Source organism: Acetivibrio clariflavus DSM 19732, assembly GCF_000237085.1.
Classification (GTDB): Bacteria; Bacillota; Clostridia; order Acetivibrionales; family Acetivibrionaceae; genus Acetivibrio; species Acetivibrio clariflavus.
On the sequence record NC_016627.1, the window covers coordinates 1,403,910 to 1,424,125 of the forward strand.

Genomic DNA, 20,216 nt, shown 5'->3' on the forward strand with positions numbered 1-20,216 from the left:
AAATTTCCAGATAAAATAATATAATTATATTAGATGGATATAAATAATTTTCATTAACATAAGAAAAAATTACATAAGGCATTGTTTGTTCAAAAAATTAGTGGATTTGATTTCATGTTATTTATATGGTAAAAAGTTTTTCGTGTAAACTTCAGCTTTTTTAAAATATAAACTTACAAATACTTAAAGTATAGAACTTACCAGATTTTATTTTGTAAGCTTCTGTACCGAAGTTATAGAGCGGTCTTTTTAAATTAACGTGAAATTTTCGGCTAGGTTGTTTTTGTGTAAAAAACTGATTTTCCTCTAATTAAAGCCATGAATGAAAAATATAAGCGTTTTGTCATTAATGGGATAGTTTTGAGTAAAATGTATTTTTTTGAATGCCTTATGGAAAACTAAAATACTAATGATTATGTACATGAATGGAGCGGTTGTCGATGAATTTGAAATTTAAATTAAACATTGCAAAAAATACAGCGTTAGCTATGTTGGTGTTATCATTAATTTTAACCGGTTGCTCAAAAAGTCCAAAACTTGAGGGAGGCAACAACTCTGTTGCTACAAAGCAGCCATCTGTTGGAACAACAGACGATGTTTCACCTACACCAACCCCTGAGGAGGTTGTAGTTACGCCTGTACCTACAATTGACCTAGAAGCTGTTAAACCGGACGAGTCAGGTAAGATAATGGTTGTTATGTTTCATAATTTTGTTGAATCTTTTCAACCTACAAAATATGATAACGGTGAGTATACAACTACTTTTGACGAATTCAGAAAACTGTTGTTTACTCTTTATGATAAAGGCTACAGGCTTATTAGCATGAGTGATTATTTGAATAATAACATCTCAGTACCGGCAGGCTGCATACCGATGATATTTACTTTTGATGACGGTACATCGGGGCAGTTTAACCTGGTAAATGAAGGCGGAAAACTGGTGGCTAACAAAAACTCGGCAGTGGGAATTCTTGAAGAATTTAACAAAACACATCCCGATTTCGGACTTAAGGGAACATTCTATGTTAACCTTGGAAACAGTACTTTTCAAGGAGAAGGAACATTAAAGGAGAGACTGCAGTATCTTGTGGATAAGGGATTTGAAATAGGAAACCATACTTATACCCATATAAATCTTAAAAATGCGAAGAATGCCGATGAGATTCAAAAGGAAATAGGCCTAAATCAAAAGACTATGTATGAACTTATACCGGGTTACAAAATGACTACTTTCTCTCTACCCTACGGAGCACCTTCAAAGGATCTACAGGAATATGTTGTAAAAGGTGAATATGAAGGTGTAAAATATGAAAACCTTGCAATTATGGAAGTTGGCTGGGACCCGAACCAATCACCTGTAAGTAAATCTTTTAATCCTCTGTCGGTTCACAGGGTACGTGCATCAGGAATTAATCCTGTCGATGCCGATTTGGCATGGTGGCTGAAGAACCTTTCAAGAGGAGAGCAGTATATCAGTGACGGTGACCCGAATACTGTAACAGTACCAAAGTCAAAAGAAGATAAAATAGATCCGGAAAAACTTCAAGGAAAAAGGTTGGTGTTGTATTAGTTAATGCCTTATATAGAAAATAATTTATAAAATAAAGCATTAGCACCGACTCCTTGTGAAGTTGGTGCTTTTTATATATGTTCCAGTTGAAATAAGACAATAGCGAGAGGGGAGATTCTTATGGAAAACGAGTTATACAAAATCTACAATATTTGAGAGATAATGTTTGCTTTGATTGCATAAACAATTATACTATATTATAATAATTAATAATTATGTCTTTATATTTGTACATTGTTTCTATTGCATCATATTTCTGTTTCTATGAAATGCATTTAGTTTCTTTGATAATATATTTATAGGGAGTGTTTAAAATGAATAAAACTAGTTCCAATTCAAGTAAAACCAATAAAAATAAAAAGGTAATGACCGATGCGGAAGTAAAAAGAAAAGCGGTTAAATTGGTTATTTCTCATATGAAAAAGAAGATTTCTCAAGATTTTGTCGGTGTGGAGCTTGTTAAAGAGTGGATTGAAGAAATGGACAAACTCTTGGCAAAACCGGAATTTGAAATTGCTGAGTATATTCATATGAGAAGAAACTTGAATGATGTAATAGAAAGAATCCTGGATGAAAATATGAGATTTAAGCTAAGAGACTCTTGGTATAGTTTTGGAAGAGCTTTAGATAAAAAAGTGAAATTATAAATAGAAAATGTATTTCATTAAATAAAATTTAATGTTTTGGAATTATGTTGTAAGCAAAATAATTTTAGTGTTTGCAAAGCCCCCAGTAAGGGGGCTTTTCTTATGAATGTCTTAAATATTAAAGGAAATATTATACATAAAAAGGGAAATGGTATATTATATCTATAGGTCCACTAAATATTATATAAGGGTAAGTGAGGTAATGAGATATGTTATTCAAAAGAAGAGAGAAGGAAAGAAACTATGACCCCGAATATAATGATGTAATTGTAAAAATAAGAAGAGAAATAATTCAAAGTCTTAGAAATAAGGGAATTAGCTTTTCAGACATTGATGTAGATTTAAGACAGGAAAATGTAAGTTTTACGCTGTCAATGAATGAAAAGTAGTTGCGATGGAATTTGAAAATAGCTATGGCTGTGGCCATAGCTATTTTATATTTTTATAATCTGAATTTTATTACTTATTTATTTGCGATTTTATAAAATCCTTTCCCTTTTGTATGGCTTCCAAAACTCTTTCTTTTGCAGGACCTCCCGGAAGATTTCTTCCCGAGACGCAAGTTTCAAGGCTTATTTCTTTATAGACATCTTCGGTTATCAAAGGGGAGAAATTTTTAAACTCTTCCATTGTGAGTTCATCTATAGCCTTGTTATTTCCTATGCAGTAAAGTACCATTTTGCCTATTATTTCATGGGCATCCCTAAATGGAATACCTTTCTTAACGAGATAGTCTGCCATATCTGTGGCATTGGTAAAGCCGCCTTGTGCAGCTCTATACATATTTTCTTTATTGATTTTCATTGTGGCAATCATTTGGGTAAAAACGGGCAAACAGAGTTTAACGGTGTCAACGGCATCAAATATGGACTCTTTATCCTCCTGCATATCTTTGTTATAAGCTAACGGAAGTGCTTTCATAACAGTTAGAATACTTATAAGGCTTCCATATACTCTGCCGGTTTTACCCCTTACCAGTTCGGCTACATCGGGATTTTTCTTTTGAGGCATTATACTGCTGCCTGTGCTGTAGGCATCATCCATCTCTACGAAACCGAATTCATGGGAAGACCATATAATAAGTTCTTCACTGAACCTGCTTAAGTGCATCATAATAATAGAGAGACAAGACACCAGCTCTATGATAAAATCCCTGTCGCTCACTCCGTCAAGGCTGTTCTCGGTTATTTCGTCAAAACCAAGTTCATCTGCTACCATGTATCTGTCCAAAGGGTAAGTAGTAGATGCAAGGGCGCCTGAACCTAAAGGCATTATATTCATTCTTTTATAACAGTCATCAAGACGGCTTATATCCCGTTTAAACATCTGGAAATAAGCCATCATATGATGGGCAAAGGTAATGGGCTGTGCCCTTTGCAAATGGGTGTATCCGGGTAGAATTGTATCCAGGTTTTTCTCCGATATATCAATTAATGTGTTTTCCAGAGAAATAAGCATTTTTTTAATTTCACATATTTCGTCTTTAAGATACATTCTGATATCAAGGGCCACCTGGTCATTACGGCTTCTTCCGGTATGAAGCCTTTTACCCACATCACCTATCCTTGAGATAAGGATTTTTTCTATATTCATGTGTATATCTTCGGCATCAATTTCAAAATCAATCTTACCGTTTTCAATATCCTTTAAAATTTCTTTTAAAGTTGCCTGAATAAGTTCCGAATCTTCCTGCGGAATTATTTTGCATTTTCCAAGCATTTTGGCATGGGCAATGCTGCCGAGTATATCCTGTTTATACATGCGGCTGTCAAATCTGATGGATGAGTTGAAATCATCCACCGATTTGTCGGTACTTTTTTCAAATCTACCGCCCCAGAGCTTCATTTTCATCACCTTATTTGTTTTTATTCTTTTCTTTCATAAGTGCACTGACTTTCATCGGTAAGCCAAACAAGTTAATAAATCCTTCGGCGTCCTTTTGATTGTAAACTTCATCTCTGCCAAAGGTTGAAAGTTCTTCATTGTAAAGGGAATAATCGGATTTTGCGCCTGCCGGCATAACATTACCTTTGTAAAGCTTTAGCCTAACGGTTCCGGTTACATTTTCCTGTGTAACATCAACAAAAGCAGATATTGCTTCACGAAGAGGTGTATACCACTGTCCGAAGTATACAAGTTCTGCAAATCTTTGTGAAACGATATCTTTATAGTGAAGTGTGTCTCTGTCAAGGCATAACAGTTCAAGTTCTCTGTGGGCAGCATAGAGAATTGTTCCGCCTGGAGTTTCATATACCCCTCTTGATTTCATTCCTACAAGCCTGTTTTCTACAATATCTACGATGCCTATACCGTTTTCGCCCCCGATTTTGTTCAATACCTCGATAAGTTCAACAGGACCGTATTCAACGCCGTTTACCTTTTTGGGAATACCTTTTTCAAAGTATATTTCTACATATGTAGGTTTGTCCGGTGCTTTTTCGGGGGGAACCATAAGCTTTAAGAGTTTGTCGTATTGAGGTTCGTTCCAGGGGTCTTCAAGGTCCGATCCCTCATGGCTCAAATGCCACAGGTTTCTGTCCATACTGTAGTTGTCTTTCTTGGTAACGGGAATTGGAATATTTCTTGCCTGAGCGTATTCTATTGCATCTTCTCTTGATTTAATATCCCATATTCTCCAAGGTGCAATTATCTTTAAATGCGGTGCCAGTGCTTTTACTGTAAGTTCAAACCTAACCTGGTCATTACCTTTACCGGTCGCTCCGTGAGCTATGGCAACAGCACCTTCTTTTTCAGCAATTTCAACCATTCTTTTTGCAATCAGAGGTCTTGCAAAAGAGGTTCCCAACAGATACTTGCCTTCGTATACGGCACCTGCCTTTAATGTCGGGAAAATGAAGTCTGTAACAAATTCTTCTTTTAAATCCTCGATATAAATTTTGCTTGCTCCGGTTTTAATTGCTTTCTCGTTTAATGGAGCAAGCTCTTCGCCCTGACCCACATCGGCTGCCATTGCAATAACTTCATAATCATAGTTTTCCTTAAGCCAAGGTATGATTATCGATGTATCCAATCCTCCTGAATATGCCAGGATTACTTTTTCCTTTTGACTCATGTCAATACCTCCTCAAATATGTTAAAATATTAATCATATGATTATTATCTTTTCAAATAATACAATGGTATATATTATACAATAAGATGTATAAATATGCAACAAATTATATAATTATTCATAAATCAATATTAAAAAACAGGACGTGAACAAATGATAATATTAGGTATTGACCCTGGGTTTGCAATAACGGGTTACGGTATAGTAAAATATGAGGGAAACAAGTTTAGCGCCATAGATTATGGGGCAATTACTACAGCCAGTACGATGGATCTTCCTAAAAGACTTTTGCACTTGCATGATTCACTGGAAAAATTAATACATGAATATAAACCGGATGCAATAGCCATTGAGGAACTGTTTTTTAACAAAAATATAAAAACCGCCCTTACTGTAGGACATGGCAGGGGAGTAGCGGTTTTAACCGCAGCCAAAAGCGGTGTAGAGGTTTTTGAATATACTCCTCTTCAGGTAAAGCAGTCGGTGGTAGGTTACGGAAGGGCGGAAAAAGTGCAGGTGCAGCAAATGGTAAAGATTATTTTAAACCTTCCTGAAATACCTAAGCCTGATGATGTGGCAGATGCATTGGCTATTGCAATATGCCACGGTCATTCTTATAAAATGTCAGGACTCTTCAAAACTACCTGACATAGCTTGGCGCTGTATGATAGATGAAAAAATCAAAAAATTAAATTAAGTTTTGGTTTTATTATGACGTTAATATTTATTATGAAATGAATATTAATATAGAACGTACAAGGTCTTATGCGATTTTTTGAGCGTTCGGTACAGTAAATAAATACGACGGAGGGAATTGTCTTGTTTGCCTATATACGAGGAAAGCTTGAGTACAAGCATAACGATTATATTGTGGTTGAAGCTAATGGAGTAGGATATAAAATATATACATCTTTGTCAACCATTCAAAATATACAACCAGTTGGAAATGAAGTGAAGATATATACCTATCTTTATGTACGTGAAGATGTAATGAACCTGTACGGCTTTTTAACACAAGAAGAATTGGGAATGTTTGAGTTGCTTTTGGGGGTCTCCGGAGTAGGGCCTAAAGCGGCTATATCGGTTATTTCATCCATGTCACCGTCAAAATTCGGGCTTTCTGTAATAACCAACGATTATAAGTCGCTTACCAAAGCTCAGGGTATTGGCAGCAAAATGGCACAGAGAATAGTTCTGGAACTTAAGGATAAGATAAATAAAACAGAGCTGGTAAGCAGTTTCGGTGAAAAAGATCAAGCTGCCGATGAAATTAAAGACAATTCAAGATTCTCTGAGGCGGTAAGTGCACTGATTGTTTTGGGATATACCGCATCTGAGGCAAACAAGGCTGTAGCATCTGTATATAGAGAAGATATGGATATAGAATCGGTTATAAAAAATGCTCTTAAAACTCTTGTAAGAAATTAAGGAGACAAACAGATTCATTTTTTATAATAAATTCGTTTTTATGAATAATAACCTATAGAAATATATTTTTGAAAACTGTAAAATGACTTGAAAACAGATGCCGATTTGCTTTTTATAAATATTTTGGAGGGAACAATATGGAAGACAGAATTGTTGGCAGTAGGGCGAAGGAAGAGGATATCGATGAGGCAAGCCTTAGGCCAAGAAAATTAAGTGAATATATAGGTCAGAATAAAGTAAAGGAAAATCTCACGGTGTTTATAGAGGCTGCCAAAAAAAGAAATGAAGCCCTTGACCATGTGTTGCTGTATGGACCTCCGGGTCTTGGAAAGACTACCCTTGCCAATATAATAGCATCGGAACTGGGAGTGAATATAAGAGTTACATCCGGACCTGCCATTGAAAAACCGGGAGATCTTGCGGCCATATTAACTAACCTTGGAAATTATGATGTACTTTTTATAGATGAAATTCATAGACTCAATCGCAGTGTTGAAGAAATACTATATCCAGCCATGGAAGATTATGCTTTGGATATTATAATCGGCAAAGGCCCTAGTGCAAGATCTATTAGGCTGGATTTACCCAAGTTTACCCTTATTGGGGCAACTACCAGGGCAGGACTTTTAACTTCGCCTTTAAGGGACAGGTTCGGAGTGATAAACAAGCTTGAAATGTATACTCCGGAGGAGTTAAAGTTAATTGTTGAAAGATCGGCCCAAATATTGGGGATAAAAATTGAAAGTGAAGCGGCTGAGGAAATAGCCAGACGTTCCAGAGGTACTCCAAGAATAGCAAATAGAATACTTAAGAGAGTGAGAGATTTTGCCGAAGTAAAAGGGAAGGGATTGATAACTAAAGAAATTGCCATTATGAGCCTTGATGCCCTTGAAATTGACCCTATAGGTTTGGATGGGGTTGACAGAAATTTGCTGTTCAGTATTATTGACAAATTTGCAGGCGGACCTGTAGGTTTAGAAACCTTAGCTGCTACTACGGGCGAGGAGGCAAATACCATTGAAGATGTATATGAACCTTATTTACTTCAATTAGGGTTTATTAACAAGACACCAAGGGGAAGGGTTGCTACAAAGCTTGCCTATGAGCATTTCGGTTTAAGGTATGAGTAGAGGCTTTGAGTTTAATTTTAAATTGATATGAAGAATATAATTAATTATAAAAATAAAAATTTATAAATTTTGTGTATAAAAAAGAAGGAATTTTTTCGGAATGTATCTAATATATATTTTATGTTAATAAATTTATAATATGCATTTTGGTTGTTATTTCGTTAGAGGATTTATGGCTTAAAAAACTTGGGAATAAAGGTCTGTAAGCTTATTTTGTTAAGACTGAATAACTTTTTTATAAATCTATCTAGTTATAATGAAAAACATTGATTTTTTTCCTGATGTGTGTTACTTTATATGTGGGAGATTATATATTTTTTTGCTGTTTTGATTATGGGTAAGGGAGTTAAAATGTATGCTGTTTCCATTTTTGAAGAACAATTTTCTAAGCATTGATGTTGGCTTCAGAAACATTAAAGTTGTTGAAGTCGCAGTTAATCGAAGCAATGAAGTTTTTATCAAAAACTTTGGTATTGCTTCAACACCGTTAAATTGCATAAAAAATGGTGTTATAAAAAATGTTGACGCTGTATCAAGTGAAATAAGCCGAATCATTAGAGAGAACAATATGAAGGTGAAAAAGTCCAAGATTGTCATGTCCGGAACCAGTATAATATCTAGAGTTTTTATTGTGGATAAGGTCAAAGAAAAGGACATTGATACAGTAGTCAAAGAAGCAATTGTGAAAAACATGCCTATAAACCTGGAAGAACACAAGATCGACTATAAGGTTTTACAGGAACTAAAGGAAAATGGTGAAGATAAACTAAAGGTATTTGTGACAGCAGTTAGAAAAAACATAATCAACAGTTACATAGATGTACTCTTTGAGCTGGGGTTAAAGCCTATTTCCGTTGATATACCGGCTAATAGCACAGCAAAGTTTTTCAACAGAGATATTAAAGTCAACATAGATAATGTTAAATATGTCAATCCCAATAAAAATTTAAATAAAGACGCTTTTGCAGTTATAGATTTTGGTTCTGAAACTACAATAATAAATATATTGCGTAATAGAATCCTGGAGTTTAATAAAGTTATATTGACGGGTAGTTCAAATTTAGATGAAGCCGTTGCAAAAGTGCTTAACAAGTCCATAATTGATTCTGAAAGACTGAAAAAGATGTATGGTATTATACCGCCGCCTGCCTATGAATCTAATGAGGAACATTTAAGAGTGTATAAAGCATTAAAGGAAATGGTTGATAAACTCATTAACCAGATATATATGTGTTTGACATTTTATGAAGCACGCTGTTATGGTGTCAAGGTGGGAAAGATATTTATTATTGGCGGAGGCTCTTTGCTTAAGGGCTTGAGTGAATATATGGAACAGACGTTGCAGATTCCAGTATATCCTGTGGGATTGCTTGACATTGACGGAATCGGTATAAACAAAAATCTGAACAGTGAAAAGTTGAATTTTTTAGTTAATGCTGTAGGAATTACATTATAATTTTGTACATATTTAAAACTAAATTTAGTGTTTGCTTGCTATATAATCTCGGTAGTTAAAAATTACCGGGATTTTTTAGTATTCATTTCCTGGTATAAAAAACTGCTTTTTTCGTTTTAATTTTACTGATATATTTATAATTAGAAAACATTATTCGTCTTAGTTCAAATTTTAATCTCAACATATACATTGATTGATGAAATTGGTGGAATCGAAGGACAGTTTGTAATTCTAACAGTATGTTAATATCATATTACAGAAATATTACTTTTTAATTAATTCAACAGGAAAGGTATAGGTTTTGTCGAACAATATTATATAATAGGAGTAGTGGGCAATTTTTTAAACTTTCATCTTTTGATTGAAATATGACTTGATTTTACAGAGATTGACATATAGATTGGCTGTAAAGTTTACGTTTCAAAGTTAAAAAATGTACGGCTAGAAATATTTTACTAAAGAAAAATTTTGTAAGAGGTGAGGTTTATGAAAAAACTGTTCTGCGTCTGCTTAACGCTGATTGTATTCACTATAACTTGTATTACTACATATGCGCAAGGATTAATGATTACATATGACGGCACAACAAAAGAGTATAAAGGGAATATATACAAGCTATATGTAAACGATGAACTTGTCATTTCGGATATGCCCCCAATTATAATCGATGGACGTTCACTGGTTCCCGTCAGAGCAATTTTTGAGCAATTGGGTGCAGAAGTGGAGTGGGATTCAAAAAACAAAAAGGTTTCCGTTTCCTATGAAAGCGATGAAGTTGTTCTGACAATAAATGATAAAAATGCCCTGGTAAACGGTAAAAAGGTTGAAATGGAAGTTCCTGCAAAGATAATCAATGACCGTACCATGGTGCCTTTGCGTTTTGTAGGCGAACAGTTGAATATGGAAGTGGGCTGGAATGCCGAAAAAGGTGAGATCTCAATTAGTAACAAGGAATATTTGCAATATGCAAAGATTAATGATATTAAATATATTAAGGAAAAAGACAGGCAGAGTATTGCAATAAATGTAGATAAGTTTCAAGACTATAAAATTTTGAGACTGCCTTCACCCGACAGGATAGTGGTGGATTTCACAAATACAAAACTGTCGGTTAAACAAGATAATATAAAAGTAAATGAGGAGTTTTTGAAATCTATACGCTGCAGTCAGTTTGAAAACAACACTGCACGGGTGATTTTAGACTTGGAAGGACAGCCCCAATACCGGGTAACTGAAACAAAAGGTCAGTTGTTGGTAAATTTGGAAAAGAAAACGACTAATGCAGATGCTGATATAATTGGAGTAAATAATCCGTTAGACGGATTTTCCAGACCGGTTGACAATCAGTTGGATTTTAAACATATTGCCCAATCGACTTATGAGGCAGTTGTAATCGATGTTAAAGATTATAAAGGTTATGAGACTTTTAAGCTGCCGGATCCTTACAGGATAGTAATTGATATTCCGGAGGCAATTGCATCAAATGAGATGAAGACAGTTAATATTGACAGTACACTTATTAAATCGGTAAGATATGCAGCAAAAGAACCGAAGGGTGCAAGACTGGTTATAGATACAAAGGGAGACCTTGAATACAGGTTGGTTGAAAATGACGGCATCCTTGTGGCGTATGTGGCAAAGAGTATTGATTTGATTTCCTTTACTCCGTCAAGGGGTATTTCCGATAGAGATGAGGCTTTGGAAAGAGGAAGTCTGAGTGTAAGTTATAAAGCGCAGGAAGACCATGAAATAGTAGCATTGTTCACAAGTGATTACTCCGATTATAGTATTGAGAAACTGTTGAGTGAAAATAAGATTGTGGTAAACTTACCTAATGCTCTCGGGCCTTCAAAAGAGCAAAGCATAGATGTAAAAAGCAGTCATATAGAGAGTATAAAGTATTCTGCCGTGAACAGATCATCATCTAAAGTTGTTATTCAGCTAAAGGCCCAGTGTCAATATGTTGTAGTGGAAGGAGAAAAAGCACTTGTAATAAATGTAATTCCAAGTGTTGATGAAGATATCTCCCAAACTGATGAAGGCGAAAATTCAGCGGGAAAAGCAACACCAACGCCTGTAAAAACAGCGACTCCTGAACCTTCCAAAACTGTGGTACCGACTGTTACTGTAACACCCAATCCAACCGTTGTACCGACAAGCACCGGTATAAATAGCGACAAGGAACCGATAAAAATAGATCATGCCTTTATTGACGGCGTTGATAGTATTACAATTTGGGCAGAGGATGTAGATGATTTTAACGTGTGGAGGCTTACCGGACCCGATAGAATTGTTATAGATATACCGAATTTTGATGCCGGCAGGGAACAGAAGATAAGTGTAGACAGCAGTAATATCAGTTCTATTAGGTCTGCACAGTTTGAAGAAACTGTGGGAAGAGTAGTTGTCGATACAATTGGACAACCACAGTTTGAATCCAGAAAGACGGATAAATATATAACACTTATTGTAAGACAACCTACTTATAAAAATATACAATACAGTAACAGCGGAAGCCGAGTGTACTTTACTTTAAAAGGAGCTAAACTTACTGAAGGTGGCCAGAGCATAACGCGCTTTTATACTGATAAATATGAGTTTGATGGACGGAGATATTCGATAACGTTTCCCAGCGAGCTTGCCGATTTGGGAGTTGGTACAATAAACATAAATGACAGCAAAGTCATTGATGTTAAAATAACAAAGGATGACGAAAGCAACCAAACAACTATTACCTTTACCACAAAGGAACCGTTTAATTATGAGATTATTACAAGGGCTTCGGAAAATGATACAACGATAACTCTTTACAAAGAAGCTTCCAGAAAAGACCGTCTTGTAGTTATAGATCCAGGGCATGGAGGCAGTGAGCCTGGGGCAACCTATGGTGGAGTTTATGAGAAGGACTTGAACCTTGATATTGCCAAAAGATTAAATGCTCTGCTAAAAAGTCACAATATAAAAACATATATGACCAGAGAAGACGATGTCTATGTGGGACTTTACGAAAGAGCGTATATTGCCAATAACATGAATGCTACCCTGTTTGTGAGTATCCATAACAATGCCTATTACTCTCAATACAGCGGTACGGAGACTTTGTATTATCCTTCGAACAGTCCGGGTTTCAATAGCAAGAGATTTGCACAGATTGTGCAGGAAGAACTGGTTAAGGCGCTTGGAACTAAAAACAGGGGAATTGTTGAAAGACCGAACCTTGTTGTGTTAAAGGCTACAAAAATGCCGGCAGTTCTGGCTGAAGTTGGTTTTATGACCAATGAGGCGGAACTGGCAAAGCTGAAAACGGAGGAATTCCGCCAAAAGGCAGCACAGGCATTATGTGATGCTATACTGAGAGCGCTGGATGAGGTAGAGTAAGATTTTTAAAAGAGTGGCTATATTATTATATGCCACTCTTTTTTATGCCTAAATTGTAAGTGAAATTTCCAACCCTTTTTATAAAGGTTGACATGATGTAAAAAGCAAATGCTGGTATTGGTTAATCAATTGTGTTATTATATTGTTGTTTGGTAAGCAAAGGAATAAAAATAAGTACCTAAAATACAATGAAAGGTTGTGTTATAATGGCTGTACTTGTAACCGGCGGTGCAGGTTATATCGGAAGTCATACCGTGGCAGAACTTCTTGAAAAAAATGAAGAAGTTATTGTTGTCGATAACCTTGAAAAGGGACATAAAGATGCGGTTCTTGGCGGAAAACTCATAGTTGGGGATTTGCGCGATAAGGAATTTATAAAGAATGTTTTTTATAAAAATGATATAGAAGCTGTTATTCATTTTGCTGCCTATATTGAAGTGGGTGAAAGCGTTTCAAATCCGTTGAAATATTATAATAATAATGTGGCAGTTTCTTTGAATCTTCTTGATGCAATGAGGGAAGCTAAAGTTAACAAGATAGTATTTTCTTCCACTGCTGCCACCTACGGTGAACCAGAAAATATACCCATACTTGAAACCGACAGAACTATGCCAACCAATCCCTATGGCGAAACAAAGCTGGCGGTTGAAAAGGCATTAAAATGGTCTGATACGGCATATGGCATAAAGCATGTTATACTTCGCTATTTTAACGCCAGTGGGGCACATATAAGCGGGAAGATAGGAGAGGATCACAACCCCGAATCTCATCTGATACCATTAATCATACAGGCCGCTTTGGGAAAAAGGGATTCAATCAAGATCTTCGGAAACGATTATAATACTCCCGATGGTACTTGTGTCAGGGATTATATACATGTATCCGATTTGGCTCAGGCCCATTACCTTGCATTGCAGAAGCTAAGAAGGGGAGAAGACAGCGCTATATACAATTTAGGAAACGGAAAAGGATTTTCCGTTAGAGAAGTTGTTGATGTGGTAAGAAAGGTTACAGGGAAAAATATTAATGCTGTGGATGCACCGAGACGTCCCGGTGATCCTGCAATTTTGGTTGCATCTTCAGAAAAAATTAAAAAGGAGCTCAACTGGCAGCCTAAATTGAATGATCTGGAGACTATTGTGGCAACAGCATGGGAATGGCACAGCAAGCATCCTAACGGTTATGACGATAAATAAGGAGAAAGATAAATTTAATAAAAATAAAATATTAGAAAATTATGCCTGTTAAATTATAAAATTCTTCATATATGTCTATACTTACAGTAAGAACAAATTTTTACAATGAGGGGTAGTATATATGAAGAATTTTTTTTGCTTTTTATTAATAGCTGGAACAACGATAATTACAGGTTGCCAGAATCCATTAAACGGAATTGACAAAGTGCAAACCCATATCGAAAATGTTGATTCCCTGAAAGATGAAAATATTCTAAAGGCGGAAGAATATAAAGAAACTTCAGAAAGCAATAATGCGGCAGCAAAAGATAATTCGAAAAATAGTTATACCGGCGAAGCTGAAAAAGATAAATCAAAGGAAAAAACAAGTGTTAACGGTAGCACTGACCTAAACGATGACAATAAAGTGAAGGAAGTTATATCGGTAACAGCATACTATAGAGATTCCGACGGCTTATTAATACCGGTTACAAGAAATATCAAGAAAGAAGAAGGCGTAGCAAAAGCAGCCATTAGGTCGATGATAGACAATGAGGTTAACAGAGAAGTACTCAAACCTTTAGGTTTAGTACCTGTACTTCCTGAAGGTACGGAGGTACTGGGTATAAATATAGTGGATGGTATAGCAATAATAGATTTAAACAATAAAGTTTTGGATTATAAGACCGAACAGGATGAACGCAATATCTTTTCGGCTATTGTATATACATTAACCGAGTTTAAAACAATAAACGGTGTTCAGTTTTTGATAAACGGCTATGAGAAAAAGGAACTGAAATATTCCGGCAATATTTCAAATATTATGACAAGAGACAATACCCTTATAAATTCGGATAGGCTGAATGCCGATAGCAAAACAATGAAATTTGATGTCTATTTATATAAGTATCTGGAGAATAAACATGAGTATCTTTTGCCCATTTCAATGGAATATATAGGTGTAACTAAGGATTTGCTTCCGGTACAGATTGTGAGAACCCTGGCGAAAGAACCTAAAGACCCCAAACTGTATACTCAAATGCCTGAAAATGTTGAATTGATCGGATCAAAAGTCGATGATAAAGTTTTGACTTTGGACTTTAGCAAGGAAATTAAAAATTATGGCGGAAATTCAAGGGAAGAAGGACTGCTAAAGCAAATCCTGTATACAATGAAACAGATAAAGGGAGTTGAAAAGGTTGAAATACTTATAGAAGGCGAAAAAGATGACCTTCCTGAAGGAACGGATATTTCATCGGCATTAAGAATACCCGATGGAATAAACAGAGTAAGTGAGTAGGCGGTATATAGTTAAGAGCTGATATTATATGATTTATCTCTCCCACAATAATAATGTAATCAATTAATTCATGAAATACTGTTGCAATAAATTCTTGAAGAAAAATTTTTAACAAGAATAGGTTGAAATTGTCAAAAGTTTTAGGTAGTATATTTACGTAAGATGTCCGCTATAATATTAAATACATCTTAAAGATAGTATAAATTTATTTACAGAAAGGTTGAGAACATATTGAGAATTGATGGGAGAGAGAATTCAAATCTGAGAAAAGTTAAAATTACAAGGAATTATATTAAACATGCAGAAGGTTCTGTATTGATTGAAATGGGTGATACAAAGGTAATTTGTACTGCAACGGTGGATGATAAGGTTCCAAGTTTTAAGAAGAATACCGGAGAAGGTTGGGTAACTGCAGAATACTCAATGCTGCCAAGGTCTACAGGAGTTAGAAATCCAAGAGACATAAGCAAGCTGAAACTTAACGGAAGAAGTCAGGAAATACAAAGACTTATTGGAAGAGCACTGAGATCTGTAGTGAATTTTAATATATTGGGAGAAAGGGTTATAATCATTGACTGCGATGTTATACAAGCCGACGGAGGCACAAGGACCGCTTCGATAACCGGAGGGTTTGTCGCTTTGGTGGATGCCTGCAAGAAGCTTGTTGATGACGGAATAATTGAAAAAATACCTATAACCGACATGGTTGCAGCAGTGAGTGTTGGTATAGTTGGCGATGAAGAAATGCTGGATTTATGCTATGAAGAGGATTCAAATGCAATTGTAGATATGAATGTTGTCATGACTGGTGCCGGCGAGTTTATCGAACTGCAAGCCACCGGGGAACAGGCACCCTTCCGCGGAGAACAGCTGAATAAGCTTTTGGATTTGGCACAAGGCGGAATAAAAGAGCTTATAGAAATACAAAAAGAAGCTCTAGGACAGGTGGCGAATGAAATTGGGAGAGTTACGAAGGATGAAAAAATTTGTAGTTGCAACGAAGAACAAGGGTAAGTTGAAAGAAATTGAAGAAATTCTGAAAGGTATGGATTTTGAAGTAGTTTCGATGGAAGAAGCCGGAGTAAATGACGACATTGAAGAGTACGGAAGTACTTTTGAGGAAAATGCGCTTATAAAAGCTATGGAAGTGCATAAACGCACAGGGGAACTGGTCATGGCAGATGATTCGGGTCTGGAAGTGGACTTTTTAAACGGTGCTCCCGGAATATACTCTTCAAGATTTGCTGGTGAAGGTGCCAGTGATGAAGACAGAAATAACAAGTTGCTGGAACTGTTGAAGGATGTTCCTTTTGAAAACAGGAAAGCAAGATTTGTTTGTGTTATAGCGGTAGTTCTTCCTGATAGCACATACTTTACCGTGAGGGGAACTTTTGAAGGATATATAGCCTTTGAGCCGGTAGGAACAAACGGCTTTGGCTATGATCCGCTATTCTTTTTGCCGGAATATAACAAAACCGCTGCACAGCTTGAAGCGTCAAAAAAGCATGAAATCAGCCACAGAGGTAAGGCACTTAAATTGATGGTTGCAGAGCTTAAGAAGAGATTGGATGTTGGAAAAAGTTGGCATTTTACTTAAAAAAAATAATTGAAAAAAGTTTAAAAATGGTGTTGACAAACTAAAAGGTTGTTTGTATAATATAAAAAGTCAGCGGTGCTCAAAAGCACGCTGCAAGCCTGATGCGGGTGTAGTTCAATGGTAGAACATCAGCCTTCCAAGCTGATTGCGTGGGTTCGATTCCCATCACCCGCTCCAACAAAATTAAATATCTGCCTGTAGCTCAGTTGGATAGAGCAACGGACTTCTAATCCGTCGGTCGGACGTTCGAGTCGTCTCAGGCAGGCCAGTCAAAAAGCTTAGAATGGTAATTGTTCTAAGCTTTTTGTATCTTTTGGAGAAAATGAGTAAGGCTAGTTCTGCTGTTTATAGATGCTGTAGAAGAATGAATATTAAAAGTGATAAAAGATATTATACAATAGTAAAAATTTATGACTGAATTCGGTTTCATAATATCTGACTTTGAGGTTTTATTTATTCCTTAAGTTCAATTTGTGCTTATACTGCTTAAAAATCCAATTCCTGATGATTTATATTTTTCAATCAAACGCGGAAAAGAGATTCTATGTAAAATAATATTTATTTTCGGTAAATTTTATTATAAATACAATTAAAAATTAAAAGCAGGAGGAAAAAATAAATTTTTGTGTATATTTTATTCTTAAAAGGTCAATAATTTAAATGACCTCACAAATACATTTTAACCCCCTAATAAATGCTCCGGCAGTTATGCCGGGGTATTTATTTTTTCAAGAAATCGGAATTTGAAAATTTTATGTGATTGTAAAATTTAAACTTTAAATTCTCAAAAAACTAAAATCATTGATGTTTTCCCGTCATTATTGATATCTGAAGATTGTAAGCTTATAATTATATAAAGATTAAGAGCCGTTGAAAAATAGATTTAAAATTTACAGACAAGGCTTTTGACAAAAGAATCATAAAGTGAAACGTTGCTATATTGCAAGAAAATAAGCAAAGGGCATGGAAGTACATTTAAAAAATATATAATTTCTGAGCCTGCTTTTGCTTATTCGGTTAAAGGAGAAAGAGTATAATGTTTGATAAATTGGATAACCTTTCTATGGGTTTTATATTGTTTATGAATGTTGTGGGTTTTTTGCTGATGGGCATAGATAAGTACAAAGCCAAAAAGAAACTTTGGAGAATTCCCGAAAAGGTTTTGCTTTTGACTGCGCTTTTTGGAGGCGCGGTTGGTGTGTACGCAGGGATGCTTTTTTTTCGGCATAAGACCAAACACTGGTATTTTGTAATTGGTGTACCGGCTATTTTGATAGCGGAAATAATAATTGCATTATTTATTTTTAAAAGTTGATTAAAAAGCTTCATTAATATCCCCAAGATGTTATAATATAGTCAAGAACCTATATTGGAGGGATACACCATTATTTTTGACGATGAAGCCAGGAAGGTAATTGAAATGCCTTCACATGATTCCAAAATAATTCTGAAAGGCCCTACTGGAAGCGGAAAATCCACTATATTACTGGAAAGATACAAGTACATGGTGGACAAGCTCAAGATACCCAGTGAAAAGATTCTTATATTGCTTCTTAACAGAACCCAGTCACTGGAATGGAGGACTAAAACCGTCCTTGAAGGTTCCGGTGCTGTTTTGAGAACTTCCTATTACGGATTTATTCAAAACGAGATCAAGACTTTTTATCCTATTATCACAAAGAAGTGCAATGAAATTGTTAATAGGGATATAAAGCCGGTGTTCCTTACATTTGAGGCAGCGCAGTTTCTTGTCAGCACTGTAATTGAATGGAGAAGGAAAAATCTTGGTGTATTTGCCGGAGTTACTTCCTACACCGACAGGCTTGCTATTGACATTACCGGTAATCTTGTACGGGCTGCCATATCGGATATTCCGTATAACAGGATTGGGGATAGGCTGTATAATGCTTTAGAGAACAAGGATGAGTTGAGAAGGCAGATATACAGGGAAGCTGACGATATTGTTGCAGATTACAGGAAAAAGTGCCTGGAGCTTGGGATATTCGATTTTGGCATGGCGGTTGAGCTATACAATAATTACCTGTTAAAGGATGAAGTTTATAGAAATAATTTGTTTTCAAGGATTGAGCATCTCATTGTGGACAATATAGAAGAGTGTGTTCCAACGGAAGTGGATTTTATAAACTTTTTACTTCCCAATCTTAAAACCTGCCTTTTGGCTTATAATCAAGAAGGCGGATACGGAGAAGCCTTTGGTGGCAATCATGAGTATGTTAAATCGGTATTGATAGATAAAATGGAAAAAATTGAAATAAAGAAATCCCATACTTGTCATGAATTTTTGGCAGAGTTTTCAGACATGCTGTTTGAAAATATTAAAAACCTGAAAAATAACAAATGCAATCCCGGGCCGTATATAGAAAGGGTTCCGCCCTTTGAACTGAGAAGTGAGATGTTGGAAAATGTTGGTGAAAGGATAGTACAGCTTATAAGCAGGGAAGGCTACAAACCATCGGATATAGTTGTGATATCCAGTTATGCTGACCCGGTTACCGAATTTGTTATTGGCAGAATTCTTGAGAGATACGGATATGAAGTTAAAAACCTTGCGAGGAAGAGCAGGATCATAGATAATCCGTTTTCGCAAGCGCTTATAACTCTGGCACAGTTGTGTCATCCCGGTTATGGGTCAATGCCCACTAAAGATGATGTAAAGTCACTTCTCAGGATGGTACTGAAAATTGATCCTGTAAGAAGTTCCATTTTGGCTGGCGAGATAGTAAGTCAACGGCCTTTTGCAGAGTTTCCCGATATTGAGTTTCCGGGGCTGGTGGAAAGGGTAGGTTATTACAATATAGAAAAATATGAATATATAAGAACTTGGATAAAAGAATACAAAATGAGGCCGAAGCCTCTTAAAATAGATGAATTTTTCCAGAAGGTATTTTTGGAAATACTAATATCAAAGGAAGTATCGCAGAAGGATATCTTAGAGGCCAAGAATCTGATTGACAGTGCCCAGACTTTTGTTGAAGTGGTGTCAAGGTTTAACAGGAATGCCAGTAGGGATTTTCTGGATGTTGTAAGAAGAGGAATTAAATCGGCGGAGAGCATTTTTGAACTGGAGGAGAAGCTGAGCGGTGATTTTGTACTTATGTCTACACCGGTATCGTATCTGGCCTGTTCATTAAAGAGCAAAATAACTATAATTACAAGCCTTAGCAGTAACAACTGGACTCCCCGCAGTGTCAAGGAGATAACAAACCTCCATGTACTTACTAAGACCTGGAATGAAAACGACATATATACTGAAGAACTTGAAGAAAAAAATCAGAAACACTATTTGGCCACACTGATGAGAGCTATTTTTAAGAGGTGTTCTGATAAGATTATTACTTTTGAATCCATGTTGTCGGCTAACGGATATGAGAATGACGGTATACTGGCTGAATATTTTGATGAAATAATGTCGCAGTAAAAAGTTTCAAATACTTATGCTG

General features: G+C 35.9%; 16 protein-coding genes and 2 tRNA genes. 16 read left to right on the forward strand and 2 right to left on the reverse strand.

Annotation, left to right across the window (positions count from 1 at the left end; genetic code table 11):
* Positions 1-440 precede the first annotated feature (440 nt).
* The 3 genes from CLOCL_RS05950 (at position 441) to CLOCL_RS05960 (ending at position 2,607) form a co-directional block, all read left to right on the forward strand.
* Positions 441-1,571 carry a polysaccharide deacetylase family protein gene (locus CLOCL_RS05950; RefSeq protein ID WP_014254496.1) on the forward strand — a complete coding sequence of 377 codons (1,131 nt, stop codon included), beginning with the start codon at positions 441-443 and terminating at the stop codon, positions 1,569-1,571.
* A gap of 314 nt (positions 1,572-1,885) precedes the next feature.
* A complete protein-coding gene (locus tag CLOCL_RS05955; RefSeq protein WP_027622743.1) occupies positions 1,886-2,218 on the forward strand; it encodes a hypothetical protein in 333 nt (110 codons plus the stop codon).
* Between the two features lie 209 nt (positions 2,219-2,427).
* Positions 2,428-2,607 (forward strand): hypothetical protein, encoded by a 180-nt coding sequence (locus CLOCL_RS05960; RefSeq protein ID WP_014254498.1) that lies wholly within the window; start codon positions 2,428-2,430, stop codon positions 2,605-2,607.
* 70 nt (positions 2,608-2,677) lie between these two features.
* Here the strand turns inward: CLOCL_RS05960 and argH are convergent, their stop codons facing one another.
* On the reverse strand, positions 2,678-4,063 hold the full coding sequence (gene argH / locus CLOCL_RS05965; protein WP_014254499.1) for an argininosuccinate lyase: 1,386 nt from the start codon (positions 4,061-4,063) through the stop codon (positions 2,678-2,680).
* Between the two features lie 10 nt (positions 4,064-4,073).
* Positions 4,074-5,291, reverse strand: coding sequence for an argininosuccinate synthase (locus tag CLOCL_RS05970; RefSeq protein WP_014254500.1), 1,218 nt, complete (start codon positions 5,289-5,291; stop codon positions 4,074-4,076).
* A 153-nt stretch (positions 5,292-5,444) separates the two neighbouring features.
* Between CLOCL_RS05970 and ruvC the strand changes: the two genes are divergently transcribed.
* From ruvC to CLOCL_RS06035, 13 genes are all read left to right on the forward strand, one after another.
* Positions 5,445-5,939, forward strand: coding sequence for a crossover junction endodeoxyribonuclease RuvC (gene ruvC, locus CLOCL_RS05975; protein ID WP_014254501.1), 495 nt, complete (start codon positions 5,445-5,447; stop codon positions 5,937-5,939).
* A gap of 171 nt (positions 5,940-6,110) precedes the next feature.
* Positions 6,111-6,719 carry a Holliday junction branch migration protein RuvA gene (gene ruvA, locus CLOCL_RS05980; protein ID WP_014254502.1) on the forward strand — a complete coding sequence of 203 codons (609 nt, stop codon included), beginning with the start codon at positions 6,111-6,113 and terminating at the stop codon, positions 6,717-6,719.
* Positions 6,720-6,856: 137 nt separating this feature from the next.
* Positions 6,857-7,849 (forward strand): Holliday junction branch migration DNA helicase RuvB, encoded by a 993-nt coding sequence (gene ruvB, locus CLOCL_RS05985; protein ID WP_014254503.1) that lies wholly within the window; start codon positions 6,857-6,859, stop codon positions 7,847-7,849.
* Positions 7,850-8,204: 355 nt separating this feature from the next.
* On the forward strand, positions 8,205-9,305 hold the full coding sequence (pilM, locus tag CLOCL_RS05990) for a type IV pilus assembly protein PilM (protein ID WP_014254504.1): 1,101 nt from the start codon (positions 8,205-8,207) through the stop codon (positions 9,303-9,305).
* 486 nt (positions 9,306-9,791) lie between these two features.
* Entirely contained in the window at positions 9,792-12,683 is a 2,892-nt protein-coding gene (locus CLOCL_RS05995; RefSeq protein WP_014254505.1) for an N-acetylmuramoyl-L-alanine amidase, read from the forward strand.
* A 206-nt stretch (positions 12,684-12,889) separates the two neighbouring features.
* Positions 12,890-13,879, forward strand: coding sequence for a UDP-glucose 4-epimerase GalE (gene galE, locus CLOCL_RS06000; protein WP_014254506.1), 990 nt, complete (start codon positions 12,890-12,892; stop codon positions 13,877-13,879).
* Between the two features lie 121 nt (positions 13,880-14,000).
* Positions 14,001-15,158, forward strand: coding sequence for a GerMN domain-containing protein (locus tag CLOCL_RS06005; protein WP_014254507.1), 1,158 nt, complete (start codon positions 14,001-14,003; stop codon positions 15,156-15,158).
* A 228-nt stretch (positions 15,159-15,386) separates the two neighbouring features.
* Positions 15,387-16,172: a ribonuclease PH gene (rph, locus tag CLOCL_RS06010; RefSeq protein ID WP_027622746.1), complete on the forward strand. Its 786-nt coding sequence runs from the start codon at positions 15,387-15,389 to the stop codon at positions 16,170-16,172.
* Positions 16,135-16,755, forward strand: a complete 621-nt coding sequence (locus CLOCL_RS06015; protein WP_041714964.1) for an XTP/dITP diphosphatase — start codon at positions 16,135-16,137, stop codon at positions 16,753-16,755. Before rph ends, CLOCL_RS06015 begins: the two co-directional genes overlap by 38 nt.
* A 103-nt stretch (positions 16,756-16,858) precedes the next feature.
* Positions 16,859-16,932: transfer RNA gene (locus CLOCL_RS06020), tRNA-Gly, on the forward strand.
* Between the two features lie 14 nt (positions 16,933-16,946).
* Positions 16,947-17,023, forward strand: a tRNA-Arg gene (locus tag CLOCL_RS06025).
* Positions 17,024-17,791: 768 nt separating this feature from the next.
* Positions 17,792-18,070 (forward strand): DUF1294 domain-containing protein, encoded by a 279-nt coding sequence (locus tag CLOCL_RS06030; RefSeq protein WP_014254510.1) that lies wholly within the window; start codon positions 17,792-17,794, stop codon positions 18,068-18,070.
* A 54-nt stretch (positions 18,071-18,124) separates the two neighbouring features.
* Entirely contained in the window at positions 18,125-20,194 is a 2,070-nt protein-coding gene (locus CLOCL_RS06035; protein ID WP_014254511.1) for a UvrD-helicase domain-containing protein, read from the forward strand.
* Positions 20,195-20,216 lie beyond the last annotated feature (22 nt).